The sequence below is a fragment of the Pseudomonas frederiksbergensis genome (assembly GCF_035751725.1).
Classification (GTDB): Bacteria; Pseudomonadota; Gammaproteobacteria; order Pseudomonadales; family Pseudomonadaceae; genus Aquipseudomonas; species Aquipseudomonas frederiksbergensis_A.
Map to the genome: position 1 here is coordinate 4,489,940 of NZ_CP142104.1, position 17,162 is coordinate 4,507,101.

At 60.5% G+C, this 17,162-nt stretch carries 15 protein-coding genes; 6 read left to right on the forward strand and 9 right to left on the reverse strand.

Features of this window, described 5'->3' with window-relative positions; translation table 11 throughout:
- Positions 1-90: 90 nt before the first annotated feature.
- Positions 91-1,437 (reverse strand): MFS transporter, encoded by a 1,347-nt coding sequence (locus tag VQ575_RS19965; protein WP_039593823.1) that lies wholly within the window; start codon positions 1,435-1,437, stop codon positions 91-93.
- 109 nt (positions 1,438-1,546) lie between these two features.
- Entirely contained in the window at positions 1,547-2,389 is an 843-nt protein-coding gene (gene pcaR / locus VQ575_RS19970) for a pca regulon transcriptional regulator PcaR (protein ID WP_039593822.1), read from the reverse strand.
- A 559-nt stretch (positions 2,390-2,948) separates the two neighbouring features.
- Between pcaR and VQ575_RS19975 the strand changes: the two genes are divergently transcribed.
- Both VQ575_RS19975 and VQ575_RS19980 read left to right on the forward strand, forming a co-directional pair.
- Positions 2,949-3,149 (forward strand): hypothetical protein, encoded by a 201-nt coding sequence (locus VQ575_RS19975; protein WP_039593821.1) that lies wholly within the window; start codon positions 2,949-2,951, stop codon positions 3,147-3,149.
- Positions 3,150-3,503: 354 nt separating this feature from the next.
- Positions 3,504-4,979 carry an inorganic phosphate transporter gene (locus VQ575_RS19980; protein ID WP_039593820.1) on the forward strand — a complete coding sequence of 492 codons (1,476 nt, stop codon included), beginning with the start codon at positions 3,504-3,506 and terminating at the stop codon, positions 4,977-4,979.
- Between the two features lie 185 nt (positions 4,980-5,164).
- Here the strand turns inward: VQ575_RS19980 and ccoM are convergent, their stop codons facing one another.
- The 3 genes from ccoM to VQ575_RS19995 form a co-directional block, all read right to left on the reverse strand.
- On the reverse strand, positions 5,165-5,281 hold the full coding sequence (gene ccoM, locus VQ575_RS19985; protein WP_025212288.1) for a cytochrome c oxidase subunit CcoM: 117 nt from the start codon (positions 5,279-5,281) through the stop codon (positions 5,165-5,167).
- 145 nt (positions 5,282-5,426) lie between these two features.
- Positions 5,427-5,588, reverse strand: coding sequence for a hypothetical protein (locus VQ575_RS19990; RefSeq protein WP_196304749.1), 162 nt, complete (start codon positions 5,586-5,588; stop codon positions 5,427-5,429).
- A gap of 92 nt (positions 5,589-5,680) precedes the next feature.
- Positions 5,681-6,022, reverse strand: coding sequence for a hypothetical protein (locus VQ575_RS19995; RefSeq protein ID WP_039593819.1), 342 nt, complete (start codon positions 6,020-6,022; stop codon positions 5,681-5,683).
- A gap of 249 nt (positions 6,023-6,271) precedes the next feature.
- Between VQ575_RS19995 and rapA the strand changes: the two genes are divergently transcribed.
- Positions 6,272-9,118, forward strand: a complete 2,847-nt coding sequence (gene rapA / locus VQ575_RS20000) for an RNA polymerase-associated protein RapA (protein WP_039593818.1) — start codon at positions 6,272-6,274, stop codon at positions 9,116-9,118.
- A 72-nt stretch (positions 9,119-9,190) separates the two neighbouring features.
- Here the strand turns inward: rapA and VQ575_RS20005 are convergent, their stop codons facing one another.
- The 4 genes from VQ575_RS20005 to VQ575_RS20020 all read right to left on the reverse strand — a co-directional run bounded on the left by VQ575_RS20005 (position 9,191) and on the right by VQ575_RS20020 (position 13,151).
- On the reverse strand, positions 9,191-10,033 hold the full coding sequence (locus VQ575_RS20005; protein WP_325918285.1) for a cache domain-containing protein: 843 nt from the start codon (positions 10,031-10,033) through the stop codon (positions 9,191-9,193).
- Between the two features lie 189 nt (positions 10,034-10,222).
- The gene (locus VQ575_RS20010; protein WP_039593816.1) at positions 10,223-11,101 is read right to left on the reverse strand and encodes an ATPase; all 879 of its coding nucleotides are present in this window, start codon (positions 11,099-11,101) and stop codon (positions 10,223-10,225) included.
- A gap of 107 nt (positions 11,102-11,208) precedes the next feature.
- Entirely contained in the window at positions 11,209-12,201 is a 993-nt protein-coding gene (locus VQ575_RS20015; RefSeq protein ID WP_045155275.1) for an NAD-dependent epimerase/dehydratase family protein, read from the reverse strand.
- 56 nt (positions 12,202-12,257) lie between these two features.
- On the reverse strand, positions 12,258-13,151 hold the full coding sequence (locus VQ575_RS20020) for a LysR family transcriptional regulator ArgP (protein WP_039593814.1): 894 nt from the start codon (positions 13,149-13,151) through the stop codon (positions 12,258-12,260).
- 97 nt (positions 13,152-13,248) lie between these two features.
- On the opposite strand from VQ575_RS20020, the gene VQ575_RS20025 reads away from it, so the two are divergent.
- The 3 genes from VQ575_RS20025 to VQ575_RS20035 all read left to right on the forward strand — a co-directional run bounded on the left by VQ575_RS20025 (position 13,249) and on the right by VQ575_RS20035 (position 16,992).
- On the forward strand, positions 13,249-13,851 hold the full coding sequence (locus VQ575_RS20025) for a LysE/ArgO family amino acid transporter (RefSeq protein WP_039593813.1): 603 nt from the start codon (positions 13,249-13,251) through the stop codon (positions 13,849-13,851).
- 174 nt (positions 13,852-14,025) lie between these two features.
- Positions 14,026-14,622: a superoxide dismutase gene (locus tag VQ575_RS20030; RefSeq protein ID WP_039593812.1), complete on the forward strand. Its 597-nt coding sequence runs from the start codon at positions 14,026-14,028 to the stop codon at positions 14,620-14,622.
- Between the two features lie 318 nt (positions 14,623-14,940).
- Positions 14,941-16,992: a putative bifunctional diguanylate cyclase/phosphodiesterase gene (locus tag VQ575_RS20035; protein WP_045155273.1), complete on the forward strand. Its 2,052-nt coding sequence runs from the start codon at positions 14,941-14,943 to the stop codon at positions 16,990-16,992.
- Positions 16,993-17,162 lie beyond the last annotated feature (170 nt).

Sequence of the window (17,162 nt, forward strand, 5' to 3'; positions counted from 1 at the left end):
ATCGATTTGCCCTGCCATCGAAAACACGCGGGACCTGTGGCGAGGGAGCTTGCTCCCTCGCCACAGGTGAGGACTCAGGCTCAGAAAATCTCAGGTCGCATCCGCATGGCTGACCATGCCCTTGATCACCACCGCCGTGGTCGCCAGGGCTGCGGGGATGACCAACGCGGTCAGGACCTGTTCAAAGTTCCACCCCAGCCCCAGCAGCGTGGCGCCCATCCAGGCGCCCAGGATAGCGCCGAACCGGCCGATGCCCAGCATCCACGAAACACCGGTGGCCCGGCCCTGGGTCGGGTAGAAACGCGCCGCGAGGGACGGCATCGCCGACTGGGCGCCGTTGACACACATCCCGGCCACCAGCACCAAGGTCGCTAGCAGAGTGATATTGCCCAGGCTCTGCCCTACCGCGTAGGCAAATATCCCGGCCATCAGGTAGAAAATACCGATGACCTTGTGCGGATTGAACCGGTCCATCGCCCAGCCCACGCCAACGGCGCTAAGCACCCCACCGAACTGGAACAGCGCGCCGATGAACGCCGCCTGCTCCATGCTCGCGCCACTGTCGCGCATCAGGGTCGGCAACCAGCTGGTCAGAAGATAAACAATTACCAGGCCCATGAAATAGGTGAGCCACAGCAACAACGTCCCCGCGCTGTACGTGCCCGAGAAAATCACCGCCAACACATTGCGCGCCTTAACGGTTTTCTGTTCCGGCACGCTGAAGCTGGACGCCTGAGCGATGGTCGGCGGGTCAATCGGCGCCAGGGTCTTGCGTACTTTGTCCGTGCCACGGTTACGCACCACCAGGTAACGCGCCGACTCCGGCAACCAGAACAACAGCACGACCGCGAGCATCAATGGCAGGACGCCGCCAATCAGCAGCAGGCTGTGCCAGCCGAATGCAGGGATCAACTTGGCCGAGATGAAACCGCCACCGGCCATGCCAAGGTTGAAGCCGCAGAACATGCTCGTGACCAGCAGTGACTTCTTGCGCTCCGGCGTGTACTCGGAAAGCAGCGTCGTAGCGTTCGGCATGCCAGCGCCCAGGCCCAGGCCCGTCAGGAAACGCAACACCAGTAATTGGTCGACATTGGTGCTGTAGGCCGAGGCCAGGCTGAACGCGCCAAACAGGACGACGGCCCCGACCAGCACGACTTTGCGCCCAAAGCGATCGGCCAACGGGCCGGAACCCAACGCGCCGAAGACCATGCCGATCAACGCGGCACTCATCACCGGCCCAAGGCTGGCCCGGTCGATGCCCCAATCCTGGGACAGGGCCGGCGCGATGAAGCCCATTGCCGCGGTATCGAGGCCGTCGAGGAAAACAATCAGGAAACAGAGAATGACCACGCGCCATTGATAACGCGAGATCGGTTGAGCATTGATGAAGGACTGCACATCGAGGCAAGTGCCTACGGAAGTCTGGGGCTGGTTCATTTTATTTTTATTCCACGCAAGAAACGCCAGATGACGCTGCGCGACATTAATGAGGCCGGGCGAATACCGTCAATTCGCCACAGCCGAGTGTGTGCGTTTATCGAACAGGTTAAGAGAACAGCTGCGCGCTCAAATCGCGGCTGGCCCCCAGCAGGCCCGGCAGGAAGCGTTGCTCCAACTCATTGCGGCTGACACGCCCGGCATGGGTGCTGACGTTCAGCGCCGCGACCACTTGGCCCGACGCGTCATAGACCGGCACGGCAATCGAGCGAAGGCCCTGTTCCAATTCCTGATCGACGATGCACCAGCCTTGTTGACGAACCTGCTGCAAACATTCAAGGAGCGCCTCGGGTGTATGCAGGGTCCGGCTGGTCTTGGCTTGCAGATCGGCATGGTCGAGGTAATCGCGCAGGGAAGCGTCATCCAAAGCCGCCAACAGGATCCTGCCCATGGACGTGCAGTAGGCCGGCAGCCGGCCGCCGACGGACAAGTCCACGGAAATCAATCGCTGGGTCGTCGCCGACCGGGCGATGTAGAGAATATCGTCGCCTTCGAGCGTGGCCATGTTGCAGGCCTCATGCAACTGTTCGCTCATGCGATCCAGATAGGGCTGGGCGGACACGGCCAACGGCGTCGACGACAGATAGGCATGGCCCAGGGTCAGGACTTTGGGCAGCAATGAATAGGTACGTCCATCCGTGGTCGCATAACCGAGCTTGATCAAGGTGTGCAGGCAACGGCGGACAGCCGCGCGGGGAATTTCCGTGCGATGGCTGATTTGAGCGATGGTCAGGTGCCGCTTGCGCTCTTGGAAAGCCTGGACCACGGCCAGCCCACGGGCGAGTGAGGTCATGAAATCCGGATCGCCCGTCATGGCCTGGATCCGCTTGGCCGGCGAGGCGACAATCGGCGGCGCTACTGACGTGAAGGCGTTGCGCAATTGGTCATTCATGTCCGGTCCTCGGGAGATTGACGGCTATTACAAGCGGCTGCCCGGCCCAGAGGCAAGGACTTGGCCACCAAGACCGTTCGATTATCGAACCGGCGACCGATAATCGCAATTCGCGCGAACGACCCAGCGCCTTTCGATACCGTGCCAATGCGCTCGCTCAGCTGAGAATAAAACAGCCTGGCGATTGAATTGGCAAACGCACGCCCATTATTGAACTTGTGGCACGTCTCGGAACTCTGTTGACACAACTAGTACAAACAAACATTGGTTCACACAAGGCGACGGTTGTTTTAACTTTTACCGATAGTGTTATTCAGATGGACCGCTATAATGCGCTCAGTGACGGTGCGGCCATTCGGCCTGTCCTGTCCGCAGGCACTGCAGTTCTCTACTGTTGTGCCGGCAGCCGGTGCGTGAAGCACCCATGACCGCTTCCCCTGTATCGGCAATATCCCGAAGTCCTGATGCTACGTCAGCTGTCAGCTCTGGTGCCGTGGCCGTCTGCATGACCGCATGCAGTGCGTATCACCAGATTAATTTCAATTCATTAGGTAATACTGTGACGAAAGACGAACTGCGCGCGGAACTTGAGCGCCAGGAACAACGTTACAAGGAAGTCTACGGCGGGGAGATCACCACCTACGCCGCGCAGCCCGAGCCGGAACGCAAACCTTGGCGTAAACGCGCCACCGTTCAGGACCAGGCTTTCAGCCAGGAACTTCAAAAGATGGAGAAGGAACTCAAGACCGAAGAAGGATGACCTCGCGCACTTGATGTTCTTGCCGACCGTGTCCGGTCGCCACCCAGGCCGGATTCGCAAAGGAATGCCCGCCAAAAGCGGGCCACCTTTACTGCCCAGCCATCGGTCGGGGAACTGGAAAGATCGCTCCTCCCTTCAGTTTTTTTCCCCCTGCTGGTCCCAACCGAGGCGAACCCGGCAACAGGGCTTTTGGCCTTGTAAACAAAGGCTTGCGCCTCCCAAACGGACCCCGCACGGGACAGGCCCGGCCCCGGTCGCTTAGCAGAAGATTGTTACCGATTAGCAGGCAATGCATCGATTAGTGAGGTTTTCTGGCATAATCGCGCCCCCTTATGACCGGGTCAGAAAACCTTCATGATCGATTTATTCAGCGGACTGGATGCTTGGGTGCTCGTGAGCCTCTTGCTCGCCCTGGCTTTTGTCCTCGCCTTCGAGTTCATCAACGGCTTTCATGACACCGCTAACGCGGTTGCCACTGTTATCTACACCAAAGCCATGCCGCCTCACTTGGCGGTGTTCTTTTCCGGTGTGTTCAATTTCCTCGGCGTGCTGCTGGGTGGCGTGGGGGTGGCGTATGCCATCGTTCACTTGCTGCCAGTGGAACTGCTGATCAACGTGAACACCGGACACGGGTTGGCCATGGTGTTCTCGCTGCTCGCGGCGGCCATCACCTGGAACCTGGGCACCTGGTACTTCGGTATCCCTGCGTCCAGCTCCCATACCCTGATCGGCTCGATCCTCGGCGTCGGCCTGGCCAACGCACTGATCAACGACATTGCGCTGCGCGATGGGGTGAATTGGCAGAAAGCGATCGATATCGGGGCTTCCCTGGTGTTCTCGCCCATGGCCGGCTTCCTGATCGCCGCCCTGGTGTTGATCAGTCTGAAATGGTGGCGCCCGCTGTCGAAGATGCACAAGACGCCGGAACAGCGCCGCAAGATCGACGACAAGAAACATCCGCCATTCTGGAATCGCCTGGTACTGGTGATCTCCGCCATGGCCGTCAGCTTCGTCCACGGCTCCAACGACGGCCAGAAAGGTATCGGCCTGATCATGCTGGTGTTGATCGGTATCGTGCCCGCACAGTTCGTTCTCGACCTGAACAGCACCACCTACCAGATCGAGCGGACTCGCGACGCGACCCTGCACTTGAGCCAGTTCTACAAGCGCAACAGCGAGTCCCTTGGCGAATTCCTCGCCTTGGGCAAGAGCGTCGAAGGCGACCTGCCGGAGAAATTCCGCTGCAACCCGCAACAGACCGAACCGACCATCAACGCGCTGCTCGACACGCTGAAAGGCGTTGCGGACTATCATTCGCTGCCGTCGGAAAGCCGTATCGAGGTGCGCCGCTACTTGCTCTGCCTGGATGACACGGCGAAGAAGGTCGGCAAGCTGCCAGGCTTGGCGGCGCGTGAGAAAGACGACCTGAACAAGCTGCGCAAGGACCTGACGGCGACTACCGAATACGCGCCGTTCTGGGTAATCCTGGCGGTCGCGTTGGCACTGGGCCTTGGCACCATGGTCGGTTGGAAACGCGTGGTACTGACCATCGGCGAGAAGATCGGCAAGCAAGGCATGACCTACGCCCAAGGCATGTCGGCCCAGATCACCACCGCCTGCATGATTGGCGCGGCGAACATCTTCAGCCTGCCGGTTTCCACCACTCACGTATTGTCTTCCGGCGTGGCGGGCACCATGGTCGCCAACAAGAGCGGCCTGCAAGGCGGCACGGTCAAGACCATCCTCCTGGCCTGGGTGCTGACCTTGCCGGCGACAGTGGCGCTGTCGGCGGCGCTGTTCTGGCTGGCGTCCAAGGCCATCAGCGGCTGAGCCCTCGGCAGTAATTGAAAAAGGTGCGTTCCTTGCGGTTCGCACCTTTTTTTATGCCCGGACACCTGACTCCTGCGAGCACGCTCCCACAAATGGCTTTTGTGTGAAATAGGAAAGTCTGCCCAAAAAAAAGGGCGACCGAAGTCGCCCAAAATGCCTTGCGTGCTCGTTGTCGCTGGAAAGACCTACGGCTTCTTGCGCTTGTGTGCATCTTTCCAGATGAATAATCCAAAACCTGCGAAGAACACGAACATGAGGCCAACCGTCAACACACCGGCAAACACCACATTATCGAAAAACATGACTGGCCTCCTGGTCTTGCCCCTGTTTCGTTGGAGCCAAGTTAACCAATCAGGCCTGGATGAAAATTGACCGGCGTCAATAACGCTCGCGACGGAGCGAAAAGGAGGGGGAATAACTGATCTGCATCAATGAATCGAGGGGGGCTCAGCGCTTTTTCGGTTTGTTTTTCGGTTTTTTCTTTGGCTTGCCCAGCGGCATGGCCTGCTCGAAAGCCTGGCGAACTTCATTGAGGCGTTTTTCATTGAGGTCGTGAACGCGCTTGGCACGCTCAGCGCCCAGGTCAATCAGCTTGTTTTCTTGGCTCATGGTGTGTCGGCATCGTACGGTGAATTGCGAATGCGCCCATGATGCGGACTGTAGCCGGCCTTGACCAGCCCGACCGTCTCGGCAGGCCTGGATCAGATCTGGATATCGACCCACAGGCCTTGGCGCGCCTCTCCTTCCACCAGCGGTACGACCGGCACGGTGTTATCGGCGTTCAGCTCGGTGCCCGGCACCGCCAGGTGCTCCTCGGGATCTTCATCGGCTTCACGGCGGCGCCGTTCCCGGTCCTGCTGGCGACGCTGTTCCTCGCGCAGCAATAAAGCGGTTTCTTCAGGATCACGCTTTTGCAGGTCGATGGTGCTTTCGTTGGAGCTTTGCTGGACAGGGACCACGGGCGGAATATCCGGTCGCGGACGGATCGGATCCTGCTGCGCGGTAACGGGTACGGCGCTCAAAGGAAGCATGGGTGGCAACATAAAGGTCTCCTGTCTTCAGGTTGTCGGCTGTGGCGGGGCCAGCTTTAACCGCTGGTCCGAAAGTTGTGACCCGGTTGGCATTCCGCCCTGCCGGCCCACAAGCTTGTTTGATCGCGCAACCCGTTTAAGTTCCCTTGGCCAGGTTGACGGGGCAAGCCTGCATGAGGCCGGGATATGTGCGTAAATCCTTTGGTCTGGCGGCTCATTCCGTTAAGATAGCCGGCTTTTTCACGGCGGGAGTCAGGCAGCATGGCGCAGCAGTATCAACCGGGGCAACGCTGGATCAGTGACAGCGAAGCCGAGCTGGGTTTAGGCACCGTTCTGGCACAGGATGGCCGCTTGTTGACCGTGCTCTATCCGGCCACTGGCGACACTCGCCAGTACGCGCTACGGAATGCGCCCCTGACCCGCGTTCGGTTTTCGCCGGGCGACGTGATCACTCATTTCGAAGGCTGGAAAATGACCGTGCGCGAAGTCGACGATGTCGACGGATTGCTGGTCTACCACGGTCTGAATGGGCAGAACGAAGTCGTCACGCTGCCGGAAACCCAGCTGTCGAACTTTATCCAGTTCCGCCTGGCCAGCGACCGCCTGTTTGCCGGCCAGATCGATCCACTGGCCTGGTTCTCCCTGCGGTACCACACCCTGGAACATACCAGCCGCCAATTGCAGTCCCCGCTCTGGGGCCTGGGCGGCGTCCGCGCCCAACCCATTGCCCACCAACTGCACATCGCCCGTGAAGTGGCTGATCGCATTGCGCCACGCGTGCTGCTAGCGGACGAAGTGGGCCTGGGCAAGACCATCGAAGCCGGCCTGATCATCCACCGCCAGCTGCTTTCCGGGCGCGCCAGCCGCATCCTGATCCTGGTCCCGGAAAACCTCCAGCATCAATGGCTGGTGGAAATGCGCCGACGCTTCAATCTGCAGGTTGCGCTGTTCGACGAAGAACGTTTCATCGAAAGCGATGCCAGCAATCCATTCGAAGACACCCAACTGGCGCTGGTGGCGCTGGAGTGGCTGGTGGACGACGAGAAGGCCCAGGACGCGCTGTTTGCCGCCGGCTGGGACTTGATGGTGGTCGACGAAGCCCATCACCTGGTCTGGCATGAAGACCATGTCAGCCCCCAATACGCACTGGTCGAGCAACTTGCCGAAACCATTCCCGGCGTACTGCTGCTGACCGCGACGCCGGAGCAATTGGGCCAGGACAGCCATTTCGCCCGCCTGCGCCTGCTGGACCCGAACCGCTTCCACGACCTGCAAGCCTTCCGCGCCGAAAGCGAGAACTATCGCCCGGTGGCCGAAGCCGTCCAGGAACTGCTGGACAAAGGTCGCCTGTCGCCCGAAGCCCACCAGACCATCCATGGTTTCCTGGGCAACGAAGGCGAAGCGCTGCTGACCGCCGTCAATGATGGCGACATCGAAGCCAGCGCCCGCCTGGTTCGCGAATTGCTCGACCGCCATGGCACCGGCCGGGTGCTGTTCCGCAATACCCGCGCCGCCGTACAGGGCTTCCCGGAGCGCAAGCTGCACGCCTATCCGCTGCCTTGCCCGGACGAATACCTCGAACTGCCGCTGGGCGATCACGCCGAGCTGTACCCGGAAGTCAGCTTCCAGGCCCAGCCGGACGCCAGCGAAGAAGAGCGCTGGTGGAAATTCGACCCGCGCGTCGAATGGCTGATCGACCAGCTGAAAATGCTCAAGCGCACCAAGGTCCTGGTGATCTGCGCCCACGCCGAAACTGCCATGGACCTGGAAGATGCCCTGCGCGTACGCTCCGGCATCCCGGCCACGGTGTTCCATGAAGGCATGAACATTCTGGAACGCGACCGCGCCGCCGCTTACTTCGCCGATGAAGAATTCGGCGCGCAAGTATTGATCTGTTCGGAAATCGGCAGCGAAGGTCGCAACTTCCAGTTCGCTCATCACTTGGTCCTGTTCGATCTGCCGTCGCACCCGGACCTGCTGGAACAGCGGATCGGCCGCCTGGACCGTATCGGCCAGAAACACACAATCGAGCTGCACGTGCCCTACCTGGAAACCAGCCCGCAAGCGCGGCTGTTCCAGTGGTATCACGAAGCGCTGAATGCCTTTCTCAATACCTGCCCGACCGGCAATGCCTTGCAGCACCAGTTCGGCCCGCGCCTGCTGCCGCTGCTGGAAGAAGCCGACGATGGCGATTGGCAAGCGCTGATCGACGAGGCCCGCGCAGAACGCGAGCGCCTGGAAGCCGAACTGCACACCGGCCGTGACCGCCTGCTGGAGCTCAACTCCGGCGGCGCGGGTGAAGGCGATGCGCTGGTGGAAGCCATTCTCGAACAGGACGACCAGTTTGCCCTGCCGATCTATATGGAGACTTTGTTCGACGCCTTCGGCATCGACAGCGAGGACCACTCCGACAACGCGCTGATCCTCAAGCCGAGCGAAAAAATGCTCGACGCCAGCTTCCCCTTGGGCGACGACGAAGGCGTGACCATCACCTACGACCGCAACCAGGCCTTGTCTCGCGAAGACATGCAGTTCATTACCTGGGAGCACCCGATGGTGCAAGGCGGCATGGACCTGGTGCTGTCCGGTTCCATGGGCAACACCGCCGTGGCGCTGATCAAGAACAAGGCGCTCAAGCCCGGCACTGTGTTGCTGGAGCTGCTCTATGTCAGTGAGGTGGTTGCGCCGCGCTCACTGCAACTGGGTCGCTACCTGCCACCGGCCGCCCTGCGCTGCCTGTTGGACGCCAACGGCAACGACCTGGCCGCCCGGGTCTCGTTCGAAACCCTGAACGACCAGCTCGAAAGCGTGCCCCGCGCCAGCGCCAACAAGTTCATCCAGGCCCAGCGCGACCAGCTCGCGCCGCGGATCAACGCCGGCGAGCAGAAGATCACCCCGCGCCATGCCGAGCGCGTGGCCGAGGCTCAACGTCGTCTTGCGGCTGATACCGAAGAAGAATTGGCACGTTTGACCGCCCTGCAAGCGGTCAACCCTACCGTTCGGGATAGCGAGCTGGAGGCCTTGCGCCAGCAGCGTGAGCAAGGGTTGGCGATGCTGGAGAAGGCGGCGTTGCGGTTGGAGGCGATTCGGGTATTGGTGGCGGGCTGATTTCGGCTGGGTTCATGGTCTTGGGTGTATAGCCGTTGCTGCGGCAGCGGCTATACACCCAGAAACCAAAGATCAAGGACTGTAATACCCCACCGCCACCAACAACCGTCCCGCCTTCTTCAAATACGCATGCTTGTTTTCAACCCTCCCCGTCACCGGATTCTTCCAGCGATATTCGTACTCCCCCGTTTCCTGCTTGCCCATCATGCCCAGGATCGGCTCGCCCACCGGTTTCCCTTCCGGGTCCTTGACCTTGGTGAAATCGGTGTTGATCAGGCGCAGGTTAGTGCCGTGCCCAACATAACGGCGAGTATCGAGATCAACGACAAAGACATACAGATCGTCCTGAAGATAGCCACCCTTGAGGGAATTGATCGCCGTCAGGGTGGCTTTCTCGTTCTTCGATAGATCACCGGCGGCCTTGTCCAGCAGCGCCCTGGCCTGATCGGCCGACGCCCTGGGCAGGTAGTAGCCGACCGCCAGGATCCGCTCGCCCACTCGTTGGAAATACACGTGCTTGCGCTCGACCTTGCCATCCGCCCAGTTGTGCCAGCGGTACTCGGCCTGCTGGATACCGCTGCCTTCAGGGATCTTCAGGGCGTCCTTGAAAGCCTTGCGTAAATCCGGCCCCAACACCTCGGACACGTCTCGACCGATCAGCGCGGACGAGGGCCCGCCGCTGGCAAGCATCACGCCTTCGGTATCGACCACAAACACGTAGCGGTCCTTGTCGACGAATTCGCCTTGGCGGCTGAACGCGGCAAACGCCTTGTCACCCTGGTCATGGTAATAAGCCAGGGCCTTTTCAAGCAGCGTCCGGGCAGCCTGGCCGTCATCCGGCGTAGCAGCCTGGGCCTGTCCCAGCATCAGCACCATCATCGCAGCCAGCCAGGCCGTCCTTCGAATAAAACCCATGGGCACGCCCTCGTTCTTGTTGGTGTTCCAAGAGCGTAGACGCCGCAGGGTAATGTTCGAGTATTCAGCGGACTGTTGCAGGTGAACCTGCAACGCCGGTGGGAGCGAGCCTGCTCGCGATGGCAACATCAGCTCAATGAAGATGCCGGACAGGCTGGCGTCTTCGCGAGCAGGCTCGCACAGGGTTCGTTACTGGGATCGGTTGCTCAGTTGCTGTTGCAGGTACTGGATCTGCGATTGCAGGGTGTTGATGTTGCGCGTCACCTGGCCACGGAAGGCATCGAACTCGGCGGTGTTGCCGGAACGGTTTTCCTGTTGGCTCTTGAGCACGACCATGTCTTGCTCCAGACGGTCGATGGCCGAGTTGGAAGTGGCGCGTTTCAAGGCCGTGATGTCGGCACCGATGCTCTTGAGCTGGGCATCCAGGGCACCGCCCTCGCCTTGGTTCTTCAAGGCCGACACTTCGGCCGCCAACGCCTTGACCTGGGCCTGGAGTTCCTTGTTGGACGCTTGCAGCTGGGTGTTGGTGTTTTCCTGTTGCGAAGCCTGGGCGATCATCTTGGCCAGTTGTGTGTCGAGGTCGGCGGACGGGCCGAACGCGCCTTGCAGCGCCTTATATTGCTCTTGCAGCTTGCCCTCGAATTGCCGGTTTTGCTCCTGCAGCTTGTTTTCCAACTGTTTGATCTGCAGTTTCAAGGCTTCGCTGTCGCTCATGACGTTGGATTGTCCGGCGACCACCTTGCCGGAAATGTCCTGCAGGCGACCAGCCGCGTCCTCACTGATCCGGGCGAAGCTTTCCTGAGTGGCCACCAATTGTTGTTCCATCATGGAAATCTGCTGGAAACTCCACCACGCCAGGAAAGCCAGTGCGCAGAGCAAGGCGCCGACCAACGCCCACAGCGGCCCGGTGGTCGGAGCCTTGACCTTGGCCGCGGCGACGGACGCCGGACGCGCCTGCACGTGGGGCTGGCGGTTGCTCAGGAAGTCATCGTCATCGGGGATGTCCGCCCGCATCCGCAGGCTCGGTACATCGTCGAAGTCGTCGTTGGCATCGTTACGCGTGGGCATGGGTTCAACCTTTGGAAAATCGGTGGTGACTCGATGCGGCGAGTATAACCCCCTCGCCCGCCGCACCCATTGACCCCGAACCGGGCACTCGGTTCATGACGGGGCGATCAGCGGCCATGCTGGTTGCGCCACCAGGCGCAGAATTCATCGAGCGCCGCCCACAGGCTGACCTTCGGATCATAATCGAGATAATGCCGGGCACGAGTGATATCCAGGGTGAAATTGGTGCTCATGACTTGCATGCCCAGGCGCGACAGCGTCGGTTCAGGCCGTCCGGGCCAGATCGCGCAAAACCCTTCGTTAAGGGCCGCGACGCTGTAGGCCAGCCCATAAGAGCGGTAACGCCTGACCTGCGGGACTTCCATCTGCCGCATCACATAATTGACCACATCCCACAGCGGAACGGGCGCCCCGTTGCTGATGTTGTAGGCTTTTCCCAAGGCCGAATCGGTGGCCAGCAGGCTGCTCAGCAGCGCTTCGTTGAGGTTCTGTACGCTGGTGAAATCCACCTTGTTCAAGCCGTTGCCGATAATGGCCAGCCGCCCCTTGCGCTGCATTTTAAGCAGGCGCGGAAAGATGCTCATGTCGCCGGCGCCGGTGACGAATCGCGGACGCAAGGCCAGTACTTCCAGGCCGAACTCCTGGGCACCAAAGACTTTCTGCTCGGCCAGGTATTTGGTGGCGGCGTAGGGATGCTTGAAGCGTTTGGGCACCTGTTCCTCGGTCAATCCCAAGTGATCACGACCATCGAAGTAGATGGAGGGCGAGGAAAGGTGCACCAATCGCCGGACCTTCTGCTTGAGACAAGCCTCGACGATGTTTTCGGTGAGTTGGACATTGCCCTGGTGAAAGTCCTGGTAGCGTCCCCAGAGCCCCACCGAACCGGCGCAATGCACCACGGCGTCGACATCGCGGCACAGGTCGCGGGCCAGCATCGGGTCGCCCAGGTCGCCCGCGATGAATTCGGCGCCACGCGTCACCAGATGCTCGACGCTTTCAGCCCTGCGACCATTGACCCGAACCCCCAGGCCTTGCTCCAGGGCGAAACGCGCAAAGCGCCCGCCAATGAAGCCGCTTGCGCCGGTGACCAGAATTTTCATGAAGTGCTCCTAGACCAATTTCGAGCCACAAGCCACGAGCTGCGAGCCAGTTGCGATCAGCTCAACACTTGCAGCTTGCTGCTTGCCGCTGCAATCAGTTGTTCGGTCAACAAACCGAGCAACTGACCGCCATTGCGCCAATGATGCCAGTACAGCGGCACATCAATCGGCTTATCTGCCAGCAGTTCCACCAAGTCGCCGCGTGCCAGTGCCTCGCGCACTTGCAGCTCGGGCACCAGGCCCCAGCCAAGCCCTGCCTCGATGAGGCGAATGAAACCTTCGGACGATGGGCATAAATGATGTTCGAAGCCGCCCTCGACCCCGAGGGCAGCCAGGTACCGGTGCTGCAGGAAGTCATCCGGACCGAACACCAGGGCCGACGTGCGGGCCAGCAGGTCGGCACGCACCCCCTCGGGGAAATGCCGAGCGATAAAGGCGGGGCTGGCAAGCGCCCGGTAGCGCATGGCCCCCAATAACACGCTGCGCGCACCGGCCACGGGGCGCTCGCTCGCGCAGAGGCAAGCGGCGACTTCTCCGGCGCGCATCCGCTTGAGGCCTACGGTCTGGTCTTCCACCACCAAATCGAGCAACACATGCTGCTCGGCACAGAACTCCCCCACCGCGCTGGCCCACCACGTGGCCAGGCTGTCGGCGTTGAGTGCGATGCGCAGGCGTTCCGGCCGTCCCTCTTCGTCCAGGGCGGGCACCTGGCTTTGCAGGTCGCGCTCCAGCAATCGGACCTGTTGCACGTGGTTGAGCAGCCGACGACCGATTTCGGTAGGCACCGGGGGCGTGGCACGCACCAGCACGGGCTGGCCGATTCGCGCTTCCAGCAGCTTTATCCGCTGGGAGATGGCTGATTGCGACAATCCCAACACCTGCGCGGCTCGCTCGAAGCCTGCTTGCTCGACGACGGCTGCCAGGGCGGAAAGCAGTTTGTAGTCAAACATCATTTTTCCTTATGGCCGATCAGCAAGATTGGTTTTTCTTATACATCTATGAGCCGGACAATGGCCAGCAATTGTGAACCATTGGAGTGACGACGCTATGTGGCAAAGCTATGTGAATGGCCTGCTGGTGGCCCTTGGATTGATCATGGCGATCGGCGCGCAGAACGCGTTTGTTGTCGCCCAGAGCCTGCGCCGCGAGCATCACTTGCCGGTGGCTGCGCTGTGCATCGCCTGCGATGCGCTGCTGGTCGCCGCCGGAGTGTTCGGCCTGGCGACGCTGTTGGCCCAGAGCCCGCTGCTGCTTTCGATCGCTCGTTGGGGCGGTGCTGCGTTCCTGCTCTGGTACGGCAGCCAGGCGCTGCGTCGGGCCTGTTCGAGACAGAGCCTGCAGCGCGATGACAAGCAGGTCGCGCGGTCCTTGGGAACCGTGCTGCTGAGCGCGCTGGCGGTCACGCTGCTCAACCCGCACGTGTACCTCGACACCGTGCTGCTGATCGGCTCCCTCGGCGCCCAGCAGAGCGTGCCTGGCGCCTATGTCGTGGGCGCGGCCAGTGCTTCGCTGTTGTGGTTTTCCACATTGGCCCTGGGCGCCGCATGGCTCGCCCCCTGGCTGGCCCGCCCCACGACCTGGCGCGTCCTCGACCTGCTGGTGGCGGTGATGATGTTCACGGTGGCAGCGCAACTGATCGTATCGGGCTGATATTCCAAACCGCTCTGGAACCTCTATTCCACACAGTTGTTGCGTGGTTATGCCGCACCCCCGGTGCTATGATCCGACTCCTGCGCCGCAAAGAGTACAAACTCCCCGGCGCTAGTCTGGCCGCCCGTGATCGGCCTTGCGCTCACCGCAACTGACCTGATTAGGAGAATCACCATGGCTTTCGAATTGCCGCCGCTGCCGTACCCACACGACGCACTGGCGCCACACATCTCCAAAGAAACGCTGGAATACCACCACGACAAGCACCACAACACCTATGTCGTGAACCTGAACAACCTGGTGCCCGGCACCGAGTTCGAAGGCAAGACCCTGGAAGAAATCGTCAAGACTTCCTCGGGCGGTATCTTCAACAACGCCGCTCAGGTCTGGAACCACACCTTCTACTGGAACTGCCTGACGCCTAACGGCGGCGGCGCACCTACCGGCGCGCTGGCTGAAGCCATCAACGCAGCCTTCGGTTCGTTCGACAAGTTCAAGGAAGAATTCAGCAAGACTTCCATCGGCACCTTCGGTTCCGGCTGGGGCTGGCTGGTCAAGAAAGCTGACGGTTCCCTGGCCCTGGCCAGCACCATCGGCGCCGGCAACCCGCTGACCAGCGGCGACACCCCGCTGCTGACCTGCGACGTCTGGGAACATGCGTACTACATCGACTACCGCAACGTGCGTCCGAAATACGTCGAGGCGTTCTGGAACCTGGTCAACTGGAAGTTCGTGGCTGAGCAGTTCGAAGGCAAGACCTTCACTGCGTAAGTTGTGATGCCAATGAAAACGGCGCTTTTCCGTCATGGAATGCGCCGTTTTTTTTGCGCGGGTTTATTGCGCCCATTAAGGCTTTGCCGTCGGCAAATGACCTCGCGTCTGAAAACCAATAAAAAAACCCGCCAAGCCTCAAGTTGCAGGCCTCTCCAACCGAAACAATGGTCGTAGAGTAATCACTCTGCTAACACCGTATAACGGCCAGGTTTCAGGCGAAATCCCTTGTGTTTGATTGTCCCTTTGACTGACATCACAGGATTGCCAATACTCATGGCAACTTGACGCTACCCGCACGGAACAAGGAATCCCTCTTTGAAGCTGGAACTCAAAAACAGCTTGTCTGTGAAGTTGCTCCGGGTCGTGCTCCTCTCGGCGTTGATCGTTGGCATGGTGTTGAGCTGCGCCCAGATCGTTTTCGACGCCTACAAAACCAACCGGGCCGTCGCCGAAGACGCCCAGCGCATCCTCGATATGTTCCGCGACCCGTCTACCCAGGCGGTCTACAGCCTCGACCGCGAGATGGGCATGCAGGTGATCGAAGGCCTGTTCCAGGACGAAGCCGTGCGCATGGCGTCCATCGGCCACCCGCGCGAAACCATGCTCGCCGAAAAAACCCGGCCCCTGCAGCAGTCCGAAAGCCGCTGGCTGACCGATCTGATCCTGGGCCAGGAACGAACCTTCACCACTCAACTGGTGGGCCGCGGGCCCTACAGCGAATATTACGGCGACCTGAGCATTACGCTGGACACCGCCACCTACGGCCAGGGTTTTATCGTCAGTTCAGTCATCATTTTCATTTCCGGAATGTTGCGCGCCCTGGCCATGGGCCTGGTGCTGTACCTGGTCTACCACTGGCTGCTCACCAAGCCACTGTCGCGAATCATCCAGCACCTGACCGAAATAAACCCCGACCGCCCCAGCGCCCACAAGATCCCACAACTACGGGGTCACGAGCACAACGAACTGGGCCTGTGGATCAACACTGCCAACCAGTTGCTGGCCTCTATCGAGCGCAATACCCACCTGCGCCATGAGGCGGAAAACAGCCTGTTGCGCATGGCCCAGTACGATTTCCTGACCGGCCTGCCCAACCGCCAGCAACTGCAACAGCAACTGGACAAGATCCTGGTGGACGCCGGACGCCTGCAACGTCGCGTCGCGGTACTGTGCGTGGGGCTGGATGACTTCAAGAGCATCAACGAGCAGTTCAGCTACCAGACCGGTGACCAATTGCTGCTGGCCCTGGCCGATCGGCTGCGCGCCCACAGCGGACGCCTCGGCGCACTGGCGCGACTGGGGGGTGACCAGTTTGCGCTGGTCCAGGCCGATATCGAACAACCCTATGAGGCCGCAGAGCTGGCCCAGAGCATCCTCGATGACCTGGAAGCGCCGTTCGCGCTGGATGACCAGGAAATCCGCCTGCGGGCGACCATCGGTATCACCCTGTTTCCCGAAGACGGCGACAGCACCGAGAAGCTGCTGCAAAAAGCCGAGCAGACCATGACCCTGGCCAAGACCCGGTCACGCAATCGCTACCAGTTCTACATCGCCAGCGTCGACAGTGAGATGCGCCGTCGTCGCGAGTTGGAAAAGGACCTGCGTGAAGCCCTGGCACGCGAGCAGTTCACTTTGGTGTACCAACCACAGATCAGCTATCGCGACTTGCGCGTGGTGGGCACCGAGGCGCTGATTCGCTGGCACCATCCTGAGCATGGTTTGGTGCCGCCTGACCTGTTCATTCCCCTGGCCGAACAGAACGGCACCATCATCGCCATCGGCGAATGGGTACTGGACCAGGCCTGCAAGCAGTTGCGCGACTGGCATGACCAAGGCTTCGTCGACCTGCGCATGGCGGTCAACCTGTCCACGGTGCAGTTGCACCACGCCGAACTGCCGCGGGTGGTGAACAACTTCCTGCAGATGTACCGCTTGCCGCCACGCAGCCTGGAACTTGAAGTCACCGAAACCGGGCTGATGGAAGACATTACCACCGCGGCCCAGCACCTGCTGAGCCTGCGCCGTTCCGGTGCGCTGATTGCCATCGATGATTTCGGCACCGGCTATTCGTCGCTGAGTTATCTCAAGAGCCTGCCGCTGGACAAGATCAAGATCGACAAGAGCTTCGTCCAGGACCTGCTCGATGACGAAGACGATGCAACCATCGTCCGGGCGATCATCCAGCTGGGCAAGAGCCTGGGAATGCAGGTTATTGCCGAAGGCGTAGAGACGATCGAGCAAGAGGCCTACATCATTGCCGAGGGCTGCCATGAAGGCCAGGGCTACTACTACAGCAAACCCCTGCCGGCGCGGGAGCTGGGCCTTTATCTGAAACAGGCGGAGCGCATCAAGGCCTCCATCGTCTGATCCTACTGCAAGCGCAACCCGACATTGCCTACAGACGCCGCCGAAAGGCGGCTACCTGCATTATCAAATAAGAAATATTTACAGCCACAACCCTTTACACATAATGCAAATCTTTCGCATTATGTCGCAGTTTTGCGCGACCTCGCGCCTGTCCCATTCATCACCGAAGC